Genomic DNA, 18799 nt, shown 5'->3' with positions numbered 1-18799 from the left:
CATGCTGAAAACTATCCGAAAACACGGCATTACGTTGGCGCTATTTGCAGCGGGTTCAACAGGGTTAACTGCGGCCATCAACCAGATGACCAAAACGACAATTGCTGAACAGGCCAGTCTGCAACAAAAGGCGTTATTTGATCAGGTGCTGCCAGCCGAACGCTATAACAATGCGCTGGCACAGAGTTGCTATCTGGTAACTGCGCCAGAGTTAGGTAAAGGTGAGCATCGGGTTTACATCGCCAAACAGGATGACAAACCGGTAGCCGCCGTTCTGGAAGCAACCGCGCCAGATGGCTATTCTGGTGCGATTCAGCTGCTGGTGGGAGCCGATTTTAACGGCACGGTACTAGGCACGCGCGTGACAGAGCACCACGAAACGCCAGGGCTTGGCGATAAAATCGAACTGCGCCTTTCTGACTGGATCACCCATTTTGCGGGTAAAAAAATCAGTGGTGCGGATGATGCGCACTGGGCGGTGAAGAAAGATGGTGGTAATTTCGACCAGTTCACCGGCGCGACGATTACTCCGCGCGCGGTGGTAAATGCGGTAAAACGCGCCGGATTGTACGCTCAGACGTTACCGGCACAACTTTCTCAACTTCCTGCCTGTGGAGAATAAAGCGTGAGCGAAATTAAAGACGTTATTGTTCAGGGGTTGTGGAAAAACAACTCTGCGCTGGTCCAGTTGCTCGGCCTTTGTCCGCTGCTGGCGGTCACGTCCACTGCCACCAACGCCCTGGGTTTAGGACTTGCGACTACGCTGGTACTGACGCTGACCAACCTGACCATTTCGACGCTGCGTCACTGGACGCCAGCCGAGATCCGCATTCCCATTTACGTGATGATCATCGCCTCGGTGGTCAGCGCTGTACAGATGCTGATCAACGCCTACGCCTTTGGCCTGTATCAATCATTAGGGATTTTTATTCCGCTGATTGTCACTAACTGTATCGTTGTGGGCCGCGCTGAAGCCTTCGCCGCCAAAAAAGGTCCGGCGCTTTCGGCACTGGACGGCTTTTCAATTGGTATGGGCGCAACCTGCGCCATGTTCGTGCTGGGTTCACTACGCGAAATAATCGGCAATGGCACGTTGTTTGACGGTGCAGATGCGCTGTTAGGTAGCTGGGCAAAAGTATTACGCGTGGAAATTTTCCACACCGACTCCCCTTTCCTGCTGGCGATGCTGCCACCAGGTGCATTTATTGGCCTGGGACTGATGCTGGCAGGAAAATACCTGATTGATGAAAGAATGAAAAAGCGCCGTACTGAAGCAGCTGCCGAACGTGCATTGCCAAACGGTGAAACAGGGAATGTCTGATGAACAAAGCAAAACGCCTGGAGATCCTCACTCGCCTGCGTGAGAACAATCCTCATCCCACCACCGAGCTTAATTTCAGTTCGCCTTTTGAATTGCTGATTGCCGTACTGCTTTCCGCTCAGGCGACCGATGTCAGTGTTAATAAGGCGACGGCGAAACTCTACCCGGTGGCTAATACACCTGCAGCGATGCTTGAACTGGGCGTCGAAGGGGTGAAAACCTATATCAAAACCATTGGTCTTTATAACAGCAAAGCAGAAAATATCATCAAAACCTGCCGTATCTTACTGGAACAGCATAATGGCGAGGTTCCGGAAGATCGTGCTGCGCTTGAAGCCCTGCCTGGTGTAGGTCGTAAAACAGCCAACGTCGTATTAAACACTGCATTCGGCTGGCCGACTATTGCTGTCGACACGCACATTTTCCGCGTTTGTAATCGTACTCAATTTGCGCCGGGGAAAAACGTCGAACAGGTAGAAGAAAAGCTACTGAAAGTGGTTCCGGCAGAGTTTAAAGTCGACTGCCACCATTGGTTGATCCTGCACGGGCGTTATACCTGTATTGCCCGCAAGCCTCGCTGTGGCTCTTGTATTATTGAAGATCTTTGTGAATACAAAGAGAAAGTTGACATCTGAAGAAAAGGGGTAACACCGATTATCCCATTCATAACCTTTCTTTATCCTCTTTTAAAACATCTTTTTAACGTCAATGATGCCATTGCTTAGCGTTATCATCAGGTAATCCGTTTGCGGATAACCAAAAATGCAGGTTAATTGTTTTTTTAATAGCGAAATTTTCTATTCATTCGTGATCAAGATCACGATGCTGTGGCAATGTAAAAACATTGCAAGAACTAGGTTAAAATCATTTAAATTTACACACGCAACAAATATTGACCTACAAAACATTACACTGGCTATTTTTCAGAAACTGGACTATCTCACTAGGAAAAACGCTAAATAGCAGAACATATCGCCGTTAAGCCATCATCCCCCTCTCAGGGTAGTGAAAAAATCTGCCGTTACGTTTTTTGAAAAATTTAACGCTGGATAACATTTCCCGGAATGGTTGAATTCCCCGCCTCAGTTATATGTAACAGATTATTACAAAGGACTTGTCTGAAAGTGCAAGATAGTGAACATTACCTGCCGTTTCCCCTCCCACTATAACAATTGCGCGTATGTTTTTTAGGCATAACGCGAGAAAGCACCCCCGTTAATATGGGATGTAAAAAAAGAGGTAAAAGTGTCCACTGCAAACCAAAAACCAACTGAAAGCGTCAGTTTGAACGCTTTCAAACAACCGAAGGCGTTCTATCTCATCTTCTCGATTGAGTTATGGGAACGTTTTGGTTATTACGGCCTACAAGGAATTATGGCTGTTTACCTGGTTAAACAACTGGGTATGTCTGAAGCGGATTCAATCACCCTTTTCTCTTCCTTTAGTGCCCTGGTTTATGGTCTGGTCGCTATCGGCGGCTGGTTAGGTGACAAGGTACTGGGTACTAAACGCGTAATTATGCTTGGCGCTATTGTGCTGGCGATTGGTTATGCTCTGGTTGCCTGGTCTGGTCACGACGCCGGTATCGTTTATATGGGTATGGCGGCTATTGCGGTCGGTAACGGCCTGTTTAAAGCTAACCCGTCTTCTCTGCTTTCTACATGCTATGAGAAAAACGACCCGCGTCTGGACGGTGCATTCACCATGTACTACATGTCCGTCAACATCGGCTCTTTCTTCTCTATGATCGCCACCCCGTGGCTGGCCGCGAAATACGGCTGGAGTGTTGCGTTTGCGTTGAGCGTTGTAGGCCTGCTGATCACTATCGTTAACTTCGCCTTCTGCCAACGCTGGGTTAAGCAGTACGGTTCAAAACCAGACTTCGAGCCTATCAACTACCGTAACCTGCTGCTGACCATTATTGGTGTTGTGGCACTGATCGCTATCGCCACCTGGCTGCTGCACAATCAGGAAGTTGCGCGTATGGCGCTGGGCGTTGTTGCCTTTGGTATCGTGGTTATCTTCGGTAAAGAAGCCTTCGCGATGAAAGGTGCTGCGCGTCGTAAAATGATCGTTGCCTTCATCCTGATGCTCGAAGCCATTATCTTCTTCGTGCTGTACAGCCAGATGCCAACGTCACTGAACTTCTTTGCGATTCGTAACGTTGAACACACCATTCTGGGCCTGGCCGTAGAACCTGAGCAGTATCAGGCACTGAACCCGTTCTGGATCATCATTGGTAGCCCGATTCTGGCCGCTATCTATAACAAGATGGGCGATACCCTGCCGATGCCAACTAAGTTTGCAATCGGTATGGTGATGTGTTCTGGTGCGTTCCTGATTCTGCCGCTGGGTGCAAAATTCGCGTCTGACGCAGGTATCGTGTCTGTAAGCTGGCTGGTCGCAAGCTATGGCCTGCAGAGTATCGGGGAACTTATGATCTCTGGTCTGGGTCTGGCAATGGTTGCTCAACTCGTTCCGCAGCGTCTGATGGGCTTCATTATGGGTAGCTGGTTCCTGACCACTGCCGGTGCAAACCTGATTGGTGGTTATGTTGCGGGTATGATGGCTGTGCCGGATAACGTTACCGATCCACTGATGTCACTGGAAGTCTATGGTCGCGTATTCTTGCAGATTGGTGTCGCTACTGCCGTTATTGCAGTACTGATGCTGCTGACCGCGCCGAAACTGCACCGCATGACGCAGGATGACGCTGCAGACAAAGCGGCGAAAGCTGCTGTAGCGTAAAATTCAGGGAAACTCTTTTACAAGCCGCTAACTTTTCGTTAGCGGCTTTTTTTTTGTTCAGCAACGCACTACCATACTTTAAACCACAGACAAAAGGAGTTACCGATGAAATTGTTCTACAAACCGGGCGCCTGCTCTCTCGCTTCCCATATCACCCTGCGTGAGAGCGGAAAGGATTTTACGCTCGTCAGTGTGGATTTAATGAAAAAACGTCTCGAAAACGGTGACGATTACTTTGCCGTTAACCCTAAGGGACAGGTACCTGCATTGCTGCTGGACGATGGTACTTTGCTGACGGAAGGCGTAGCGATTATGCAGTATCTTGCCGACAGCGTCCCCGACCGCCAGTTGCTGGCACCGGTAAACAGTATTTCCCGCTATAAAACCATCGAATGGCTGAATTATATCGCCACCGAGCTGCATAAAGGTTTCACACCTCTGTTTCGCCCTGATACACCGGAAGAGTACAAACCGACAGTTCGCGCGCAGCTGGAGAAGAAGCTGCAATATGTGAACGAGGCACTGAAGGATGAGCACTGGATCTGCGGGCAACGATTCACAATTGCTGATGCCTATCTGTTTACGGTTCTGCGCTGGGCATACGCGGTGAAACTGAATCTGGAAGGGTTAGAGCACATTGCGGCATTTATGCAACGTATGGCTGAACGTCCGGAAGTACAAGACGCGCTGTCAGCGGAAGGCTTAAAGTAATAGCCATCGGCCCACAGGTCGTTGTGGGCCGAAATGAGATATTTCAGAGCTTTGTTGCGCTGAAATAATGTTCTGGTTTGGCAATACGATCCTGAGCAGCAACCACTTGCAGCTCATATTCCTGCATTGCTTTGGTGGTCACCATGATTTCGTATACTGCAGCGGTCACATGTTCCAGGGCCTCCTGCAGCGTTGCCCCCTGAAGCAGTTTCACCAGCAGTAAACCGCTCGTCACATCACCAACACCTACCGGCTGGCGCATACCAAAATCCACCAGCGGACGGCTGATATGCCAGGCTTCATCGGCGGTAACCAGCAGCATTTCAAAACGGTCACGGCTGTAGCCAGCTCGCGCCAGGTGTTTAACCAACACAATTTGTGGCCCTTGCGCAATGAGTTCACGCGCTGCCAGAACCGCTTCTTCGACGTTATTTACCGGATGCTCACAGAGTATTTCCAGCTCAACCAGATTCGGCGCAATGATATCGCTGGCAGGCAAACCGTGCCGCACATGAAACTCTGCGACACCCGGTGCAACGATACAGCCTTTTTCCGGATGACCCATTACCGGATCGCAAAAATATTTCGCCTGCGGATTCGCTGCTTTCACCTGACGAACGATACCGAGGATATGTTCCCCCTGCTCCGCCGAACCCAGATAGCCACTTAATACGGCATCACAGGTGTGTAATTTATCAATGGCGGCAATGCCTTGCACAATTTCGGTTAAATGGCTGGGCGGCATCACGCAGCCAGTCCATTTGCCGTATTGAGTGTGATTAGAAAATTGAACGGTGTTCAGCGGCCAGACGTTCGCGCCCAGGCGGCGCATCGGAAACTCTGCCGCACTGTTACCCGCATGACCATAAACAACGTGAGACTGGATAGCGAGAATATTTTTCATCATGTTCCCTGTATAAAAACCAGGGGGAGTGATTTCTCACTCCCCCTTTCCACTTAATGCATTATTTCCAGCAAATCAGACAGTAATTCTTTTTGCCGCGACGCAGTAAGGTAAAACGACCAAACAGACGATCTTCTTCTTTAAAGAAGTATTCAGGATCGGACTGTTTTTCACCGTTAATGGTGATGGCATTGGAAGCGATAGTTTTACGCGCCTGACCACGAGAAGGTTGCAGTTCAGAATCGACCAGCGCCTGCATCAGGTCTGCGCCCTTTTCCATCTCAACCATCGGTACGCCGTCCTGCGCCAGCTGTTCGAAGTCCGCTTCACTCAGCGCACTCAAGGAACCGCTGAACAGGCATTCGGTAATACGTTTTGCCGCCTGTAAACCTTCTTCACCGTGAACCAGACGAGTCACCTGCTCCGCCAGTACATACTGGGCGCGCGGTGCTTTACCGCTGTTTTTATCTTCTTCTTCCAGGGCGTTGATCTCTTCAATGCTCATAAAGGTGAAGAACTTCAGGAAGCGGTAAACGTCGGCATCCGCAGTGTTGATCCAGAACTGGTAGAATTTGTACGGGCTGGTTTTCTTCGGATCCAACCAGACTGCGCCGCTTTCAGTTTTACCAAATTTGGTGCCGTCTGCTTTGGTGATCAGCGGAACGGTCAGGCCAAACACCTGATTCTGATGCAGACGACGGGTCAGGTCGATACCAGAAGTGATGTTACCCCACTGGTCAGAACCACCAATTTGCAGCACCACACCGTACTGTTTGTTCAGACAGGCGAAGTCATAACCCTGCAACAGGTTGTAGGAAAACTCAGTGAACGAAATCCCCTGATCTTCACGGTTGAGACGCTGCTTAACCGCTTCTTTGTTGATCATCTGGTTAACGGAGAAGTGTTTGCCAATATCGCGCAGGAAGGTCAGCACATTCATATTGCCGAACCAGTCATAGTTGTTCGCCGCGATAGCAGAGTTTTCTCCACAGTCGAAATCGAGGAACGGGGCAACCTGCTTGCGGATTTTGTCCACCCACTCCTGAACAGTTTCTTCGGTGTTCAGCTTACGCTCAGCAGCTTTGAAGCTCGGGTCGCCAATCAGACCCGTCGCGCCGCCTACCAGCGCAACCGGCTTGTGGCCCGCCTGCTGGAAGCGTTTCAGGCATAACAATGGAACAAGATGCCCCAAATGCAAGCTGTCAGCGGTAGGATCGAAGCCGCAATAGAGCGCGATCGGGCCTTGCGCCAGTCGCTCTGCTAACGCTTCCTCGTCCGTCACCTGGGCTACCAGCCCCCGCTCTTGCAATTGTTTAATCAAGTTACTGCTTGCCATCAAAATCTCCATGTATATAACGACTGCACCTTTGCCGGTACACGACTTTTCGCCAGATGCGAAAGAGACATAGAATAAAGTGCCAGAATCAGGAGTACCAGCGATTAAAGCAAGATTTTTGCATCTTTTCAGGGGGCAAGACGATCAATCTTCCACGCATCATTTTCACGCTGGTACAAAAAGCGGTCATGCAGGCGATGCTCACCGCCCTGCCAGAACTCAATCTGTTCAAGGCTGACGCGAAAACCGCCCCAAAAACTCGGCAATGGCACTTCGCCCTGTTGAAACTTCTGCTTCAGCTCCAGGAATTTACTTTCAAGGATACCGCGGGCAGAAATGCGACTGGACTGCTTCGAAACCCATGCACCAATCTGGCTATCACGGGGGCGACTATGAAAATATTTCATCACTTCGAGAGTCGAAAGTCGTTCAGCTTTACCGATCACCATCACCTGGCGCTCAAGGGTATGCCACGGGAACAGCAGGCTAACGCGCGGATTATTTTCGATTTGATGTGCTTTACGGCTGCCGAGGTTGGTGTAAAACACCATGCCTTTTTCGTCGTAATGTTTGAGCAAAACGATGCGCTGATAAGGCTGACCATGTTCATCCACGGTAGCGACCACCATCGCGGTAGGGTCCGCCAGTTTGGCTTCACACGCCTGAGAGAGCCAGCGTTCAAAAAGGGTTAATGGATCGGCGGGAAGATCGCGGCGGCGTAATCCGCCTTTGGTGTATTCACGGCGCAGATGCGCGATTTGCTGCAATTCGTCGTTATCAGACATGGTTTTCTTTACGGATTGTCAGTGGGTGACGCTATTGTGCGCCGCCCCTGGAAAAATCTCAACGCTGTGGATTTTGTAACTGACAGTTATTCAAGACGATGCGGTCGCGTTTATAGACAGTCGCTTCCTCGCCTTTCGACCAGAAAACATAGATCCCGTCGGTGTAACGTGCACCAGACGCAGAAATGCCCTGTTTGAGATGCAGTAGTTGATTATCGTAAACAAAACTGACTTCCTGGCGCGGATTATTCAGTTTGACCGTCAACGGTTTTTCATCACACTGGTATTCCAGCGTATCGGTTTGCATGCGCTCAACCAGTTGATTGAACGCGCTACAGCCGGTGAGAAGCACCGGCAAACAGATCAGTAACAGTTTTTTCATAGACATTTCCCGAAGACTTTCCTGGTCTGGAGGGCAATACGCCCTCCCTAACGTTCCAAGTGTAACGGCAGACGCGGTAAGAAAAATTCAGTTAACTCTGATATCACGGGTTAGCAGGGAAAATAGCCCCCAGTACCGTCTCCTGGCTTGCGCCAGTGACGGAAGGCAGATTTCCTGGTAATCCCGCCAGCGTACGCCAGGCAAGCCAGGCGAAAGCCAATGCTTCCATGTCATCGCCACTAATGCCAACGGCATCGGTGGTGGTGACTTCTGTGCCTGGCAGTAATGCCGCCAGACGCGCCATGAGTAGCGGATTACGACTTCCTCCACCACATACCATCAATCGTTCGCAGCCACCGCTCAACAAAACTTGTTCAGAAATGGTCACGGCGGTGAGTTCTGCCAGTGTCGCCTGTACATCTCGGGGATCAACACCCGGAAAATGGCGCAAATGGCGCTCCAGCCAACCGTAGTTAAAGTATTCGCGTCCGGTGCTTTTCGGTGCAGGTTGCGAGAAATACGGGTCGCTAAGCATATTTTGCAGCAGTGGGAGAATGACTTTACCCGCCCGTGCCCACTCGGCATCTTTATCGTAAGGTTTACCTGCCTGACGCCAGATCCAGGCATCCATCAGCATGTTACCTGGGCCGGTATCGTAGCCCCCTACCGGCTGCCCAGGAATGAGCAGTGACAGATTGGCGATGCCGCCAATATTGAGCACCATTCGTCGCTCGGTTGGGTGAGCCAGCAGCGCATGATGGAACGCAGGTACCAGCGGTGCGCCTTGTCCTCCCAAGGCAATATCGCGACGACGAAAATCACCGACAACCGTAATTCCGGTGCGTGCCACAATTTGATTGTTATCGCCAATCTGTAAAGTGTGTGGTGCCACGCCCGTCGGTTCATGCCAGACGGTTTGACCGTGACAGCCGATCGCAACGATATCTCTCGCCTGCAGGTTTTGTTCCTTAAGCAAGGCATTGACCGCATCAGCAAAAAGTCGCCCGAGTTGAGTATCAAGCTGTCCAAACTGAGAAAGTGTAAGCTGCTGGCCCTGGCAAATATCCAGTACAGCCTGTTTCAGAGACACCGGGATCGGCCAGCTCAAACTTGCCAGCTGTGCGACCCGGTGTTCATCAATTGTCGCCAACACAACATCAACACCATCAAGGCTGGTGCCTGACATAACGCCAATAAAGCGGCCCGATTTCATAGTTCATCCTTTTTCAATCTGACGTTTGCGCACCACTCAAACATAAACTTTTCGTGAATACCATGCGGAATGACCGATTTTTACCGTTGGTAGTAAAACATTATCTTCAAATCAATAATCATCATGAATGTTTTGTTTATAATTGGTTGATCCTACTTTCATTATGATTTGCTCATATTTGGTAGAACATGTAACCATGGATTCACATATGCCATATACTTTGACCATGAGGGATGCTTGCGTGGCGTTTCATGGTGAACAGGAGATTTTTCAATGATTAAACGCGTATTGGTTGTTTCAATGGTAGGTCTGTCTCTTGTCGGTTGTGTTAATAACGACACCCTGTCAGGGGATGTTTATACCGCTTCTGAAGCGAAACAAGTACAGAATGTCAGCTATGGCACCATCGTTAACGTACGTCCGGTACAGATTCAGGGCGGTGATGATTCCAACGTTATCGGCGCAATTGGCGGTGCTGTTCTTGGTGGTTTCCTGGGGAATACTGTTGGTGGCGGAACCGGGCGTTCTCTGGCTACTGCAGCAGGCGCTGTTGCAGGTGGCGTAGCCGGTCAGGGCGTACAGAGTGCAATGAACAAAACGCAGGGTGTCGAGCTGGAAATTCGTAAAGACGATGGTAATACCATCATGGTGGTACAGAAACAAGGCAACACTCGTTTCTCTCCGGGCCAACGTGTCGTACTGGCCAGCAATGGCAGTCAGGTGACCGTTTCCCCGCGCTAAATAAGTTTGCGTGTGGTCAGGTTACTGACCACACGTCCCCTTCATTTCACCCTTTGGCCTGTAACTCAATGATATTATGCTCAAGTTTTGCGATGAGCTTAATCAGTTGTTCCAGTTCCTCTGCGGAGATGCCATATAAAATTTCCGCGCGGGTTTTGTTAATAACAGCTTCCATTTCGCTGATCAGCGGCTCTGCCTTTTCCGTCAGTTTAATACGTTTAGCCCGACGATCGCTGGCACAAGTTTGACGCGAAATTAACCCTTTTTCTTCCAGTTGGTCCAGAGTACGGACCAGTGATGGCTGCTCGATGCCAATCGCTTTTGCCAGTTGAATTTGCGACTGGTCTGGAGGTAACTGATGGATATTGTGTAACGTAACCCAATGGGTTTGTGTTAACTCCAGCGGTTTCAGGCGATGGTCTATCAGAGCACGCCATATGCGCACCAACCGTGCCAGATCAGAACCTAGTGGCGATTCCAATTTCATCTCCTTATAATTAGCTTGCTAAGATATAATGCGGCTTTTAGAATAGTGTGCAGCAATTGTATTGCTAAAACAAATGTATTGCTGCATTTGGTTACCGTCAGACATATTTTTCAGAAATTGCGCGTAAATTTTTCGCACTTAAAGAATATTTATTAATCTAACGCAATATATTCGGTCGTAAAGGAATCTACTTTGTGAAGTTTATGCTCAATGCAACAGGATTGCCCTTACAAGATCTGGTGTTCGGTGCGTCCGTCTACTTTCCTCCGTTTTTCAAAGCCTTCGCGTTTGGATTCGTCATCTGGCTTGTCGTACACCGCCTGCTTCGTGGCTGGATCTACGCCGGTGACATCTGGCATCCCTTGTTAATGGATTTATCGCTGTTTGCGATTTGCGTTTGCCTTGCCCTGGCAATACTGATTGCGTGGTAACTATGTCAATTAAAACAATTAAGTATTTCTCAACAATCATTGTAGCGGTAGTTGCGGTTCTTGCCGGATGGTGGCTGTGGAATTATTACATGCAATCTCCGTGGACACGCGACGGGAAAATACGCGCAGAACAGGTTTCTATCACCCCTCAGGTGTCGGGACGTATTGTTGAGCTGAATATAAAAGACAACCAACTGGTTAACGCGGGGGATCTTCTGCTCACGATCGATAAAACGCCCTTTCAGATCGCCGAGCTGAACGCACAGGCTCAGCTGGCGAAAGCGCAATCTGACCTCGCAAAAGCCAATAACGAAGCGAATCGTCGTCGTCATCTCTCACAAAATTTTATTTCTGCCGAAGAACTCGATACCGCTAACCTCAATGTTAAAGCGATGCAGGCCAGTGTTGATGCCGCACAGGCGACGCTGAAACAGGCACAATGGCAACTGGCGCAAACGGAAATTCGCGCCCCGGTGAGTGGATGGGTGACTAACCTCACTACCCGCATCGGCGATTACGCTGACACCGGGAAACCGCTGTTTGCCCTTGTCGACAGCCACTCGTTTTACGTCATTGGTTATTTTGAAGAAACCAAGTTGCGCCATATCCGCGAAGGTGCACCAGCACAAATTACCCTCTATAGTGATAACAAAACGTTACAGGGTCACGTTTCCAGTATCGGTCGGGCGATTTATGATCAGAGCGTTGAAAGTGACTCAAGCCTTATTCCGGATGTGAAACCTAACGTCCCCTGGGTTCGCCTCGCCCAACGCGTTCCCGTCCGCTTTGCGCTGGATAAAGTCCCAGGCGATGTCACGCTGGTGTCGGGCACCACCTGTAGCATTGCCGTAGGTCAATAATGAACGCATCGTCATGGTCCTTGCGCAATTTGCCCTGGTTCAGGGCCACGCTGGCGCAATGGCGTTATGCGTTACGCAATACCATTGCCATGTGTCTGGCGCTGACGGTTGCCTATTATTTAAATCTGGATGAGCCCTATTGGGCGATGACCTCGGCTGCAGTGGTTAGCTTTCCCACCGTTGGCGGTGTCATCAGCAAAAGCCTCGGACGCATCGCTGGCAGTTTGCTGGGAGCCATTGCAGCACTGATTCTTGCCGGACATACGCTCAACGAACCGTGGTTTTTTCTTTTGAGCATGTCGGCGTGGCTTGGCTTTTGTACCTGGGCCTGCGCGCACTTCACGAATAACGTCGCGTATGCATTTCAACTGGCGGGCTACACGGCTGCCATCATCGCCTTTCCGATGGTTAATATTACTGAGGCCAGCCAGCTATGGGATATCGCTCAGGCACGCGTTTGCGAGGTGATAGTCGGTATTTTGTGCGGCGGCATGATGATGATGATCCTGCCGAGCAGTTCCGATGCTACTGCCCTTTTAACCGCATTGAAAAACATGCACGCCCGATTACTGGAACATGCCAGTTTACTCTGGCAGCCTGAAACAACCGATGCCATTCGTGCAGCACATGAGGGGGTGATTGGACAGATACTGACCATGAATTTGCTCCGTATCCAGGCTTTCTGGAGCCACTATCGTTTTCGCCAGCAAAACGCACGCCTTAATGCGCTGCTCCACCAGCAATTACGTATGACCAGTGTCATCTCCAGCCTGCGACGTATGTTGCTCAACTGGCCCTCACCGCCAGGTGCCACACGAGAAATTCTCGAACAGTTGCTGACGGCGCTCGCCAGTTCGCAAACAGATGTTTACACCGTCGCACGTATTATCTCCCCGCTACGCCCGACCAACGTCGCCGACTACCGGCACGTCGCCTTCTGGCAGCGACTACGTTATTTTTGCCGCCTATATCTGCAAAGTAGTCAGGAATTACATCGTCTGCAAAGCGGTGTAGATGATCATGCCAGACTCCCATGGACATCCGGCCTGGCTCGTCATACTGATAACGCCGAAGCTATGTGGAGCGGACTGCGTACATTTTGTACGTTGATGATGATTGGCGTATGGAGTATTGCTTCGCAATGGGATGCCGGTTCCAATGCATTAACGCTGGCAGCAATTAGCTGCGTACTCTACTCCGCCGTCGCAGCACCGTTTAAGTCGTTGTCACTGCTGATGCGCACGCTGGTGTTACTTTCGCTATTCAGCTTTGTGGTCAAATTTGGCCTGATGGTCCAGATTAGCGATCTGTGGCAATTTTTACTGTTTCTCTTTCCACTGCTGGCGACGATGCAGCTTCTTAAATTGCAGATGCCCAAATTTGCCGCACTGTGGGGGCAACTGATTGTTTTTATGGGTTCGTTTATCGCTGTCACTAATCCCCCGGTGTATGATTTTGCTGATTTTCTTAACGATAATTTGGCAAAAATCGTTGGCGTCGCGTTGGCGTGGTTAGCGTTCGCCATTTTGCGTCCAGGGTCGGATGCTCGTAAAAGCCGTCGTCATATTCGCGCGCTGCGCCGGGATTTTGTCGATCAACTAAGCCGCCATCCAACACTGAGTGAAAGCGAATTTGAATCGCTCACTTATCATCACGTCAGTCAGTTGAGTAACAGCCAGGATGCGCTGGCTCGCCGTTGGTTATTACGCTGGGGTGTAGTGCTGCTGAACTGTTCTCATGTTGTCTGGCAATTACGCGACTGGGAATCGCGTTCCGATCCGTTATCACGAGTACGGGATAACTGTATTTCACTGTTGCGCGGAGTGATGAGTGAGCGTGGCGTTCAGCAAAAATCACTGGCGGCCACACTTGAAGAATTACAGCGGATTTGCGACAGCCTTGCCCGCCATCATCAACCTGCCGCCCGTGAGCTGGCGGCAATTGTCTGGCGGCTGTACTGCTCGCTTTCGCAACTTGAGCAAGCACCACCGCAAGGTACGCTGGCCTCTTAATTACTTAATTACACCACAGGCATAGCGTTCACCGCCACCGCCCAGCGGTTTAGGTTGATCGGACATATTATCGCCGCCAACGTGGACCATCAACGCCTTGTCTTTGATTTCATCCAGTGATTTCAGACGAGGCGCGATGACGGCATCGGTGGCTTTGCCGTCATTATTGACGACCAGTGCAGGCAGATCGCCTAAATGCCCGGCACCTTCTGGGCCTTCATGTTTACCGGTATTTTGTGGATCAAGATGCCCGCCTGCGGATTCCGCGGCGCTGGCTTTGCCATCTTTGGTGGCTGGCTGGCAGCTTCCTTTGGCATGAATATGGAAGCCATGTTCACCGGGGGGTAATGCTTTCAGGTCGGGCGAAAACTCCAGACCTTTATCGGTTTCAGTAATGGTGACGCTACCAATTGACTGCCCAACCCCTTGCGACGTGACGAGGTTCATCTCGACTTTTTCACTGGCAGCTTGTGCGCCGGTCGCAACAACCAGCGCCAGAATGGCCAGACTAAAACGTTTCATAGGACCTCCGTTCATTGTGCATTCCTGAATAAGTGTAAACCAGTGACACATTTTTGAACGACGGCTATTCCTAAAAGTGCTTACGGTACGTCGTAACCCAATGCCGCTTTACGGATACGGAACCATTGTTGACGGGTCATTTTCAGTGTTTCAGCTTCGACAGCTGCCCGTACGCGCTCAATTTTACCTGAGCCGATAATTGGCAGCGGCTGCGACGGTAAACGTAATACCCAGGCGTAAACCACCTGTTCAATCGAGCCCGCGTTTAACTCCTCCGCCACCACAGCCAGTTCATCACGCAGCGGCTGGAAATAATCATCATTAAACAGACGACCACCACCAAGGCAGGACCACGCCATCGGACGAACACGCAGTTGTTGCAGTTGGTCGAGCGTACCATCCAGCAGTAACGGCTGATGTATCGGGGATATTTCCACCTGATTAGTGGCAAGGGTAAACGGCAGGCGTGATTGCAAAAGCGCAAATTGCGCAGGCGTAAAGTTGGATACGCCAAAATGGCGCACTTTGCCGCTCTGATGCAGATGTTTAAACGCGTCCGCCACTTCATCGGCATCCATTAACGGGTCTGGTCGGTGGATTAACAGCAGATCCAGATGATCGGTCGCGAGATTAATTAGCGACTGTTCGGCGCTCTTAATGATGTGATCGCGGTCAGTAATGTAATGACCAATGACGTTTTCTTCACGCGCGGTCGTCGCGATACCGCATTTACTGACGATTTCCATCCGTTCACGCAGGTGAGGAGCCAGTTTCAGCGCCTCGCCAAACGCCGCTTCGCACTGATAGCCACCATAAATATCAGCATGGTCCACGGTGGTCACGCCGAGATCCAGATGCTCTTCAATAAAACTGACCAGCTGGCGGGCGGACATATTCCAGTCCATCAATCGCCAGTAGCCCATCACAAAACGGGAAAACTCCGGGCCTTGCGGCGCAATAGTAATACGCTGAACCATAATCGCTTCCTCTTATCAGATATGAGAGGAGTATACGCAAGATTAGGCTCAAAAGAGTGATGGTTGCTCCGGTTCGTCTGATGACGCTGGCTTATTTGCGCGTAATTTGCGCATTAATCGCTGCCGACAAAGGCGTAGCACCTCTTGTTTTTCGCCATCGCTCATTTTATTCCAGTTAAAACGCTCATCCCGACTACGAAAACAGCCGCGACAAAACCCGCGTTCGTCAGACTGGCAAATTCCCCGGCACGGGCTCTGGACGGGAAAGAACTCTAATTGCTCCGCCACTTCGCCCTCCTCAGATAAGATTATTACCATTATTGAAGCTGTTAATGCCCAAAGTAGCAACTTTGCTTGCACTAGACCGACTGGTCTACTACACTCCAACGCATGAACAAACACACCGAACATGATACTCGCGAACATCTCCTGGCGACGGGCGAGCAACTTTGCCTGCAACGTGGATTCACCGGGATGGGGCTAAGCGAATTACTAAAAACCGCTGAAGTGCCGAAAGGGTCCTTCTATCACTACTTTCGCTCTAAAGAAGCGTTTGGCGTTGCCATGCTTGAGCGCCATTACGCCACATATCACCAACGACTGACTGAGTTGCTGCAATCCGGCGAAGGTAACTACCGCGACCGCATACTGGCTTATTATCAGCAAACACTGAACCAGTTTTGCCAACATGGAACCATCAGCGGTTGCCTGACAGTAAAACTCTCTGCCGAAGTGTGCGATCTGTCAGAAGATATGCGCAGCGCGATGGATAAAGGTGCTCGCGGCGTGATCGCCCTGCTCTCGCAGGCGCTGGAAAATGGCCGTGATAGCCATTGTTTAGCCTTTTGTGGCGAACCGCTGCAACAGGCACAAGTGCTTTACGCACTATGGCTGGGTGCGAATCTGCAGGCCAAAATTTCGCGCAATTCCGAGCCACTGGAAAACGCGCTGGCACATGTAAAAACCATTATTGCGACGCCTGCCGTTTAGCAGGCATTTTTTATCACCAGACCACCGGGAGCCTTTATGTCATCTGAAAAACTGTATTCCCCACTGAAAGTGGGCGCAATAACTGCGGCAAACCGTATTTTTATGGCACCGCTGACGCGTCTGCGCAGTATTGAACCGGGTGACATCCCTACCCCGTTGATGGCGGAATACTATCGCCAACGTGCCAGTGCCGGTTTGATTATTAGCGAAGCCACGCAAATTTCTGCCCAGGCAAAAGGGTATGCTGGTGCACCTGGCATCCATAGTCCGGAACAAATTGCCGCATGGAAAAAAATTACCGCTGGCGTTCATGCTGAAAATGGTCATATGGCCGTACAGCTGTGGCACACCGGACGCATTTCTCACGCCAGCCTGCAACCTGGCGGTCAGGCACCGGTAGCGCCTTCAGCACTTAGCGCGGGAACTCGTACTTCTCTGCGCGATGAAAATGGTCAGGCGATCCGTGTTGAAACATCCATGCCGCGTGCGCTTGAACTGGAAGAGATTCCGGGTATCGTCAATGATTTCCGTCAGGCCATTGCTAACGCGCGTGAAGCTGGATTTGATCTGGTAGAGCTTCACTCTGCTCATGGTTATTTGCTGCATCAGTTCCTTTCTCCTTCTTCAAACCATCGTACCGAGCAGTACGGCGGCAGCGTGGAAAATCGCGCACGTCTGGTGCTGGAAGTGGTCGATGCAGGGATTGAAGAATGGGGTGCCGATCGCATTGGCATTCGCGTTTCGCCAATCGGTACTTTCCAGAACACAGATAACGGCCCGAATGAAGAAGCCGATGCACTGTATCTGATTGAACAACTGGGTAAACGCGGCATTGCTTATCTGCATATGTCAGAACCGGATTGGGCGGGAGGTGAACCGTATACTGATGCGTTCCGCGAAAAAGTACGCGCCCGTTTCCACGGTCCGATTATCGGCGCAGGTGCATACACAGTAGAAAAAGCTGAAACGCTGATCGGCAAAGGGTTAATTGATGCGGTGGCATTTGGTCGTGACTGGATTGCGAACCCGGATCTGGTCGCCCGCTTGCAGCGCAAAGCTGAGCTTAACCCACAGCGTGCCGAAAGTTTTTACGGAGGCGGCGCGGAAGGCTACACTGATTACCCGACGCTATAATCCAACATTGCGAGCGGCGCAAAGCCGCCGCTATACTAAAACAACATTTTGAATCTGTTAGCCATTTTGAGGATATAAAGATGCGTCTTCTTCATACCATGCTGCGCGTTGGCGATCTGCAACGCTCCATCGATTTTTATACCAAAGTACTGGGCATGAAACTGCTGCGTACCAGCGAAAACCCGGAATACAAATACTCACTGGCGTTTGTTGGCTACGGCCCGGAAACCGAAGAAGCGGTGATTGAACTGACCTACAACTGGGGCGTGGATAAATACGAACTCGGCACTGCTTATGGTCACATCGCGCTTAGCGTTGATAACGCCGCTGAAGCGTGCGAAAAAATCCGTCAAAACGGGGGTAACGTCACCCGTGAAGCGGGTCCGGTAAAAGGCGGTACTACGGTTATCGCGTTTGTGGAAGATCCGGACGGTTACAAAATTGAATTAATCGAAGAGAAAGACGCCGGTCGCGGTCTGGGCAACTAATCTCCTGCCGGGCGTGAACTCATCGCGCCCGCATCTTTACTGCATCGACAAGTAATATTTGTCATAATGCGCGCTGCAATTTATCCGTATTAAGAGAATCAGATGTCCGATAACGCTCAACTTACCGGTCTGTGCGATCGTTTTCGTGGTTTTTATCCTGTTGTGATCGATGTTGAAACAGCCGGATTTAACGCCAAAACCGATGCGCTGCTTGAGATTGCCGCCATCACCCTGAAAATGGATGAACAAGGCTGGCTGATGCCGGACACCACATTACATTTCCACGTCGAACCATTTGTCGGCGCAAATTTGCAGCCAGAGGCCCTCGCCTTCAACGGCATTGACCCGAACGATCCCGATCGCGGCGCGGTCAGCGAATACGAGGCGCTGCACGAAATTTTTAAAGTTGTGCGTAAAGGTATTAAAGCGAGCGGTTGTAACCGCGCCATTATGGTGGCGCACAACGCCAATTTCGATCACAGCTTTATGATGGCCGCCGCAGAACGCGCCTCACTGAAACGTAACCCGTTCCACCCTTTCGCCACTTTTGACACTGCTGCACTGGCCGGGCTGGCACTCGGACAAACCGTATTGTCAAAGGCTTGCCAGACCGCTGGCATGGACTTCGACAGCACCCAGGCGCACTCCGCGCTGTACGACACCGAACGCACTGCTGTGCTGTTTTGTGAAATCGTCAACCGCTGGAAACGTCTGGGAGGTTGGCCGCTACCTGCCGCCGAAGAGGTGTAATCGAGTC

The 18799-nt window shown here is 50.7% G+C and carries 22 protein-coding genes; 13 read left to right on the top strand and 9 right to left on the bottom strand.

What is annotated here, in order from left to right; all coding sequences use genetic code 11:
• The first annotated feature begins 1 nt into the window (after position 1).
• The 5 genes from rsxG to gstA all read left to right on the top strand — a co-directional run bounded on the left by rsxG (position 2) and on the right by gstA (position 4780).
• On the top strand, positions 2-622 hold the full coding sequence (rsxG, locus tag ACJHX3_RS01895; protein WP_000920788.1) for an electron transport complex subunit RsxG: 621 nt from the start codon (positions 2-4) through the stop codon (positions 620-622).
• Positions 623-625: 3 nt separating this feature from the next.
• Entirely contained in the window at positions 626-1321 is a 696-nt protein-coding gene (rsxE, locus tag ACJHX3_RS01890) for an electron transport complex subunit RsxE (RefSeq protein ID WP_001289657.1), read from the top strand.
• Entirely contained in the window at positions 1321-1956 is a 636-nt protein-coding gene (nth, locus tag ACJHX3_RS01885) for an endonuclease III (RefSeq protein WP_001030339.1), read from the top strand. Before rsxE ends, nth begins: the two co-directional genes overlap by 1 nt.
• A 610-nt stretch (positions 1957-2566) precedes the next feature.
• Positions 2567-4069: a dipeptide/tripeptide permease DtpA gene (gene dtpA / locus ACJHX3_RS01880; RefSeq protein ID WP_000100942.1), complete on the top strand. Its 1503-nt coding sequence runs from the start codon at positions 2567-2569 to the stop codon at positions 4067-4069.
• Between the two features lie 105 nt (positions 4070-4174).
• On the top strand, positions 4175-4780 hold the full coding sequence (gene gstA / locus ACJHX3_RS01875) for a glutathione transferase GstA (protein ID WP_000765749.1): 606 nt from the start codon (positions 4175-4177) through the stop codon (positions 4778-4780).
• A 43-nt stretch (positions 4781-4823) separates the two neighbouring features.
• On the opposite strand, the gene pdxY is transcribed toward gstA, so the two are convergent.
• The 5 genes from pdxY to anmK form a co-directional block, all read right to left on the bottom strand.
• Positions 4824-5684, bottom strand: coding sequence for a pyridoxal kinase PdxY (gene pdxY / locus ACJHX3_RS01870; RefSeq protein WP_001302086.1), 861 nt, complete (start codon positions 5682-5684; stop codon positions 4824-4826).
• A 61-nt stretch (positions 5685-5745) separates the two neighbouring features.
• Positions 5746-7020 (bottom strand): tyrosine--tRNA ligase, encoded by a 1275-nt coding sequence (gene tyrS, locus ACJHX3_RS01865; protein ID WP_094321777.1) that lies wholly within the window; start codon positions 7018-7020, stop codon positions 5746-5748.
• Positions 7021-7148: 128 nt separating this feature from the next.
• Complete coding sequence (gene pdxH / locus ACJHX3_RS01860) at positions 7149-7805, bottom strand: pyridoxamine 5'-phosphate oxidase (RefSeq protein ID WP_001282319.1); 657 nt, start codon at positions 7803-7805, stop codon at positions 7149-7151.
• A 58-nt stretch (positions 7806-7863) separates the two neighbouring features.
• Complete coding sequence (gene mliC / locus ACJHX3_RS01855) at positions 7864-8193, bottom strand: C-type lysozyme inhibitor (protein WP_000061974.1); 330 nt, start codon at positions 8191-8193, stop codon at positions 7864-7866.
• 97 nt (positions 8194-8290) lie between these two features.
• On the bottom strand, positions 8291-9400 hold the full coding sequence (gene anmK / locus ACJHX3_RS01850) for an anhydro-N-acetylmuramic acid kinase (RefSeq protein ID WP_000835077.1): 1110 nt from the start codon (positions 9398-9400) through the stop codon (positions 8291-8293).
• A 273-nt stretch (positions 9401-9673) separates the two neighbouring features.
• Here anmK and slyB point away from each other — a divergent pair, with 273 nt between their 5' ends.
• A complete protein-coding gene (gene slyB, locus ACJHX3_RS01845) occupies positions 9674-10141 on the top strand; it encodes an outer membrane lipoprotein SlyB (RefSeq protein ID WP_000597196.1) in 468 nt (155 codons plus the stop codon).
• 46 nt (positions 10142-10187) lie between these two features.
• Here the strand turns inward: slyB and slyA are convergent, their stop codons facing one another.
• Entirely contained in the window at positions 10188-10622 is a 435-nt protein-coding gene (gene slyA, locus ACJHX3_RS01840) for a transcriptional regulator SlyA (protein ID WP_001559180.1), read from the bottom strand.
• A gap of 200 nt (positions 10623-10822) precedes the next feature.
• On the opposite strand from slyA, the gene ACJHX3_RS01835 reads away from it, so the two are divergent.
• Genes ACJHX3_RS01835 through ACJHX3_RS01825 form a run of 3 tightly spaced genes read left to right on the top strand, consistent with a single transcriptional unit; the run spans position 10823 to position 13931 of the window.
• A complete protein-coding gene (locus ACJHX3_RS01835; protein WP_000670998.1) occupies positions 10823-11059 on the top strand; it encodes a DUF1656 domain-containing protein in 237 nt (78 codons plus the stop codon).
• A gap of 2 nt (positions 11060-11061) precedes the next feature.
• Positions 11062-11919 carry an HlyD family secretion protein gene (locus ACJHX3_RS01830; protein ID WP_001300356.1) on the top strand — a complete coding sequence of 286 codons (858 nt, stop codon included), beginning with the start codon at positions 11062-11064 and terminating at the stop codon, positions 11917-11919.
• A complete protein-coding gene (locus ACJHX3_RS01825) occupies positions 11919-13931 on the top strand; it encodes an FUSC family protein (protein ID WP_000994303.1) in 2013 nt (670 codons plus the stop codon). The genes ACJHX3_RS01830 and ACJHX3_RS01825 overlap by 1 nt, the downstream gene beginning before the upstream one ends.
• On the opposite strand, the gene sodC is transcribed toward ACJHX3_RS01825, so the two are convergent.
• The 3 genes from sodC to ACJHX3_RS01810 form a co-directional block, all read right to left on the bottom strand.
• On the bottom strand, positions 13932-14453 hold the full coding sequence (gene sodC / locus ACJHX3_RS01820) for a superoxide dismutase [Cu-Zn] SodC (protein ID WP_001296937.1): 522 nt from the start codon (positions 14451-14453) through the stop codon (positions 13932-13934).
• Positions 14454-14533: 80 nt separating this feature from the next.
• Positions 14534-15430: an aldo/keto reductase family oxidoreductase gene (locus ACJHX3_RS01815; protein WP_094308065.1), complete on the bottom strand. Its 897-nt coding sequence runs from the start codon at positions 15428-15430 to the stop codon at positions 14534-14536.
• Between the two features lie 48 nt (positions 15431-15478).
• Complete coding sequence (locus tag ACJHX3_RS01810) at positions 15479-15718, bottom strand: DUF1289 domain-containing protein (protein ID WP_000840481.1); 240 nt, start codon at positions 15716-15718, stop codon at positions 15479-15481.
• A gap of 102 nt (positions 15719-15820) precedes the next feature.
• Here ACJHX3_RS01810 and nemR point away from each other — a divergent pair, with 102 nt between their 5' ends.
• The 4 genes from nemR (at position 15821) to rnt (ending at position 18792) form a co-directional block, all read left to right on the top strand.
• On the top strand, positions 15821-16420 hold the full coding sequence (nemR, locus tag ACJHX3_RS01805; protein WP_001032946.1) for a DNA-binding transcriptional regulator NemR: 600 nt from the start codon (positions 15821-15823) through the stop codon (positions 16418-16420).
• Between the two features lie 36 nt (positions 16421-16456).
• Positions 16457-17554: an N-ethylmaleimide reductase gene (gene nemA, locus ACJHX3_RS01800; RefSeq protein ID WP_094308064.1), complete on the top strand. Its 1098-nt coding sequence runs from the start codon at positions 16457-16459 to the stop codon at positions 17552-17554.
• An 80-nt stretch (positions 17555-17634) separates the two neighbouring features.
• The gene (gene gloA / locus ACJHX3_RS01795; protein ID WP_001237796.1) at positions 17635-18042 is read left to right on the top strand and encodes a lactoylglutathione lyase; all 408 of its coding nucleotides are present in this window, start codon (positions 17635-17637) and stop codon (positions 18040-18042) included.
• A 102-nt stretch (positions 18043-18144) separates the two neighbouring features.
• Positions 18145-18792 carry a ribonuclease T gene (rnt, locus tag ACJHX3_RS01790; RefSeq protein ID WP_001282281.1) on the top strand — a complete coding sequence of 216 codons (648 nt, stop codon included), beginning with the start codon at positions 18145-18147 and terminating at the stop codon, positions 18790-18792.
• Positions 18793-18799: the final 7 nt, after the last annotated feature.

Origin of the sequence: Escherichia sp. WS1265 (genome assembly GCF_046487585.1) — a bacterium.
GTDB lineage: Bacteria > Pseudomonadota > Gammaproteobacteria > Enterobacterales > Enterobacteriaceae > Escherichia > Escherichia coli.
This window is presented reverse-complemented; position numbering and strand designations above follow the sequence as displayed.

What these genes read in the sequence shown, in the direction of transcription:
- rsxG (WP_000920788.1), top strand. Translation starts at nt 2, where the DNA reads ATGCTGAAAACTATCCGAAAACACGGCATTACGTTGGCGCTATTTGCA.
- nth (WP_001030339.1), top strand. Translation starts at nt 1,321, where the DNA reads ATGAACAAAGCAAAACGCCTGGAGATCCTCACTCGCCTGCGTGAGAAC.
- gstA (WP_000765749.1), top strand. Translation starts at nt 4,175, where the DNA reads ATGAAATTGTTCTACAAACCGGGCGCCTGCTCTCTCGCTTCCCATATC.
- pdxY (WP_001302086.1), bottom strand. Translation starts at nt 5,684, where the DNA reads ATGAAAAATATTCTCGCTATCCAGTCTCACGTTGTTTATGGTCATGCG.
- tyrS (WP_094321777.1), bottom strand. Translation starts at nt 7,020, where the DNA reads ATGGCAAGCAGTAACTTGATTAAACAATTGCAAGAGCGGGGGCTGGTA.
- pdxH (WP_001282319.1), bottom strand. Translation starts at nt 7,805, where the DNA reads ATGTCTGATAACGACGAATTGCAGCAAATCGCGCATCTGCGCCGTGAA.
- mliC (WP_000061974.1), bottom strand. Translation starts at nt 8,193, where the DNA reads ATGTCTATGAAAAAACTGTTACTGATCTGTTTGCCGGTGCTTCTCACC.
- anmK (WP_000835077.1), bottom strand. Translation starts at nt 9,400, where the DNA reads ATGAAATCGGGCCGCTTTATTGGCGTTATGTCAGGCACCAGCCTTGAT.
- slyB (WP_000597196.1), top strand. Translation starts at nt 9,674, where the DNA reads ATGATTAAACGCGTATTGGTTGTTTCAATGGTAGGTCTGTCTCTTGTC.
- ACJHX3_RS01830 (WP_001300356.1), top strand. Translation starts at nt 11,062, where the DNA reads ATGTCAATTAAAACAATTAAGTATTTCTCAACAATCATTGTAGCGGTA.
- ACJHX3_RS01825 (WP_000994303.1), top strand. Translation starts at nt 11,919, where the DNA reads ATGAACGCATCGTCATGGTCCTTGCGCAATTTGCCCTGGTTCAGGGCC.
- sodC (WP_001296937.1), bottom strand. Translation starts at nt 14,453, where the DNA reads ATGAAACGTTTTAGTCTGGCCATTCTGGCGCTGGTTGTTGCGACCGGC.
- ACJHX3_RS01815 (WP_094308065.1), bottom strand. Translation starts at nt 15,430, where the DNA reads ATGGTTCAGCGTATTACTATTGCGCCGCAAGGCCCGGAGTTTTCCCGT.
- nemR (WP_001032946.1), top strand. Translation starts at nt 15,821, where the DNA reads ATGAACAAACACACCGAACATGATACTCGCGAACATCTCCTGGCGACG.
- nemA (WP_094308064.1), top strand. Translation starts at nt 16,457, where the DNA reads ATGTCATCTGAAAAACTGTATTCCCCACTGAAAGTGGGCGCAATAACT.
- gloA (WP_001237796.1), top strand. Translation starts at nt 17,635, where the DNA reads ATGCGTCTTCTTCATACCATGCTGCGCGTTGGCGATCTGCAACGCTCC.
- rnt (WP_001282281.1), top strand. Translation starts at nt 18,145, where the DNA reads ATGTCCGATAACGCTCAACTTACCGGTCTGTGCGATCGTTTTCGTGGT.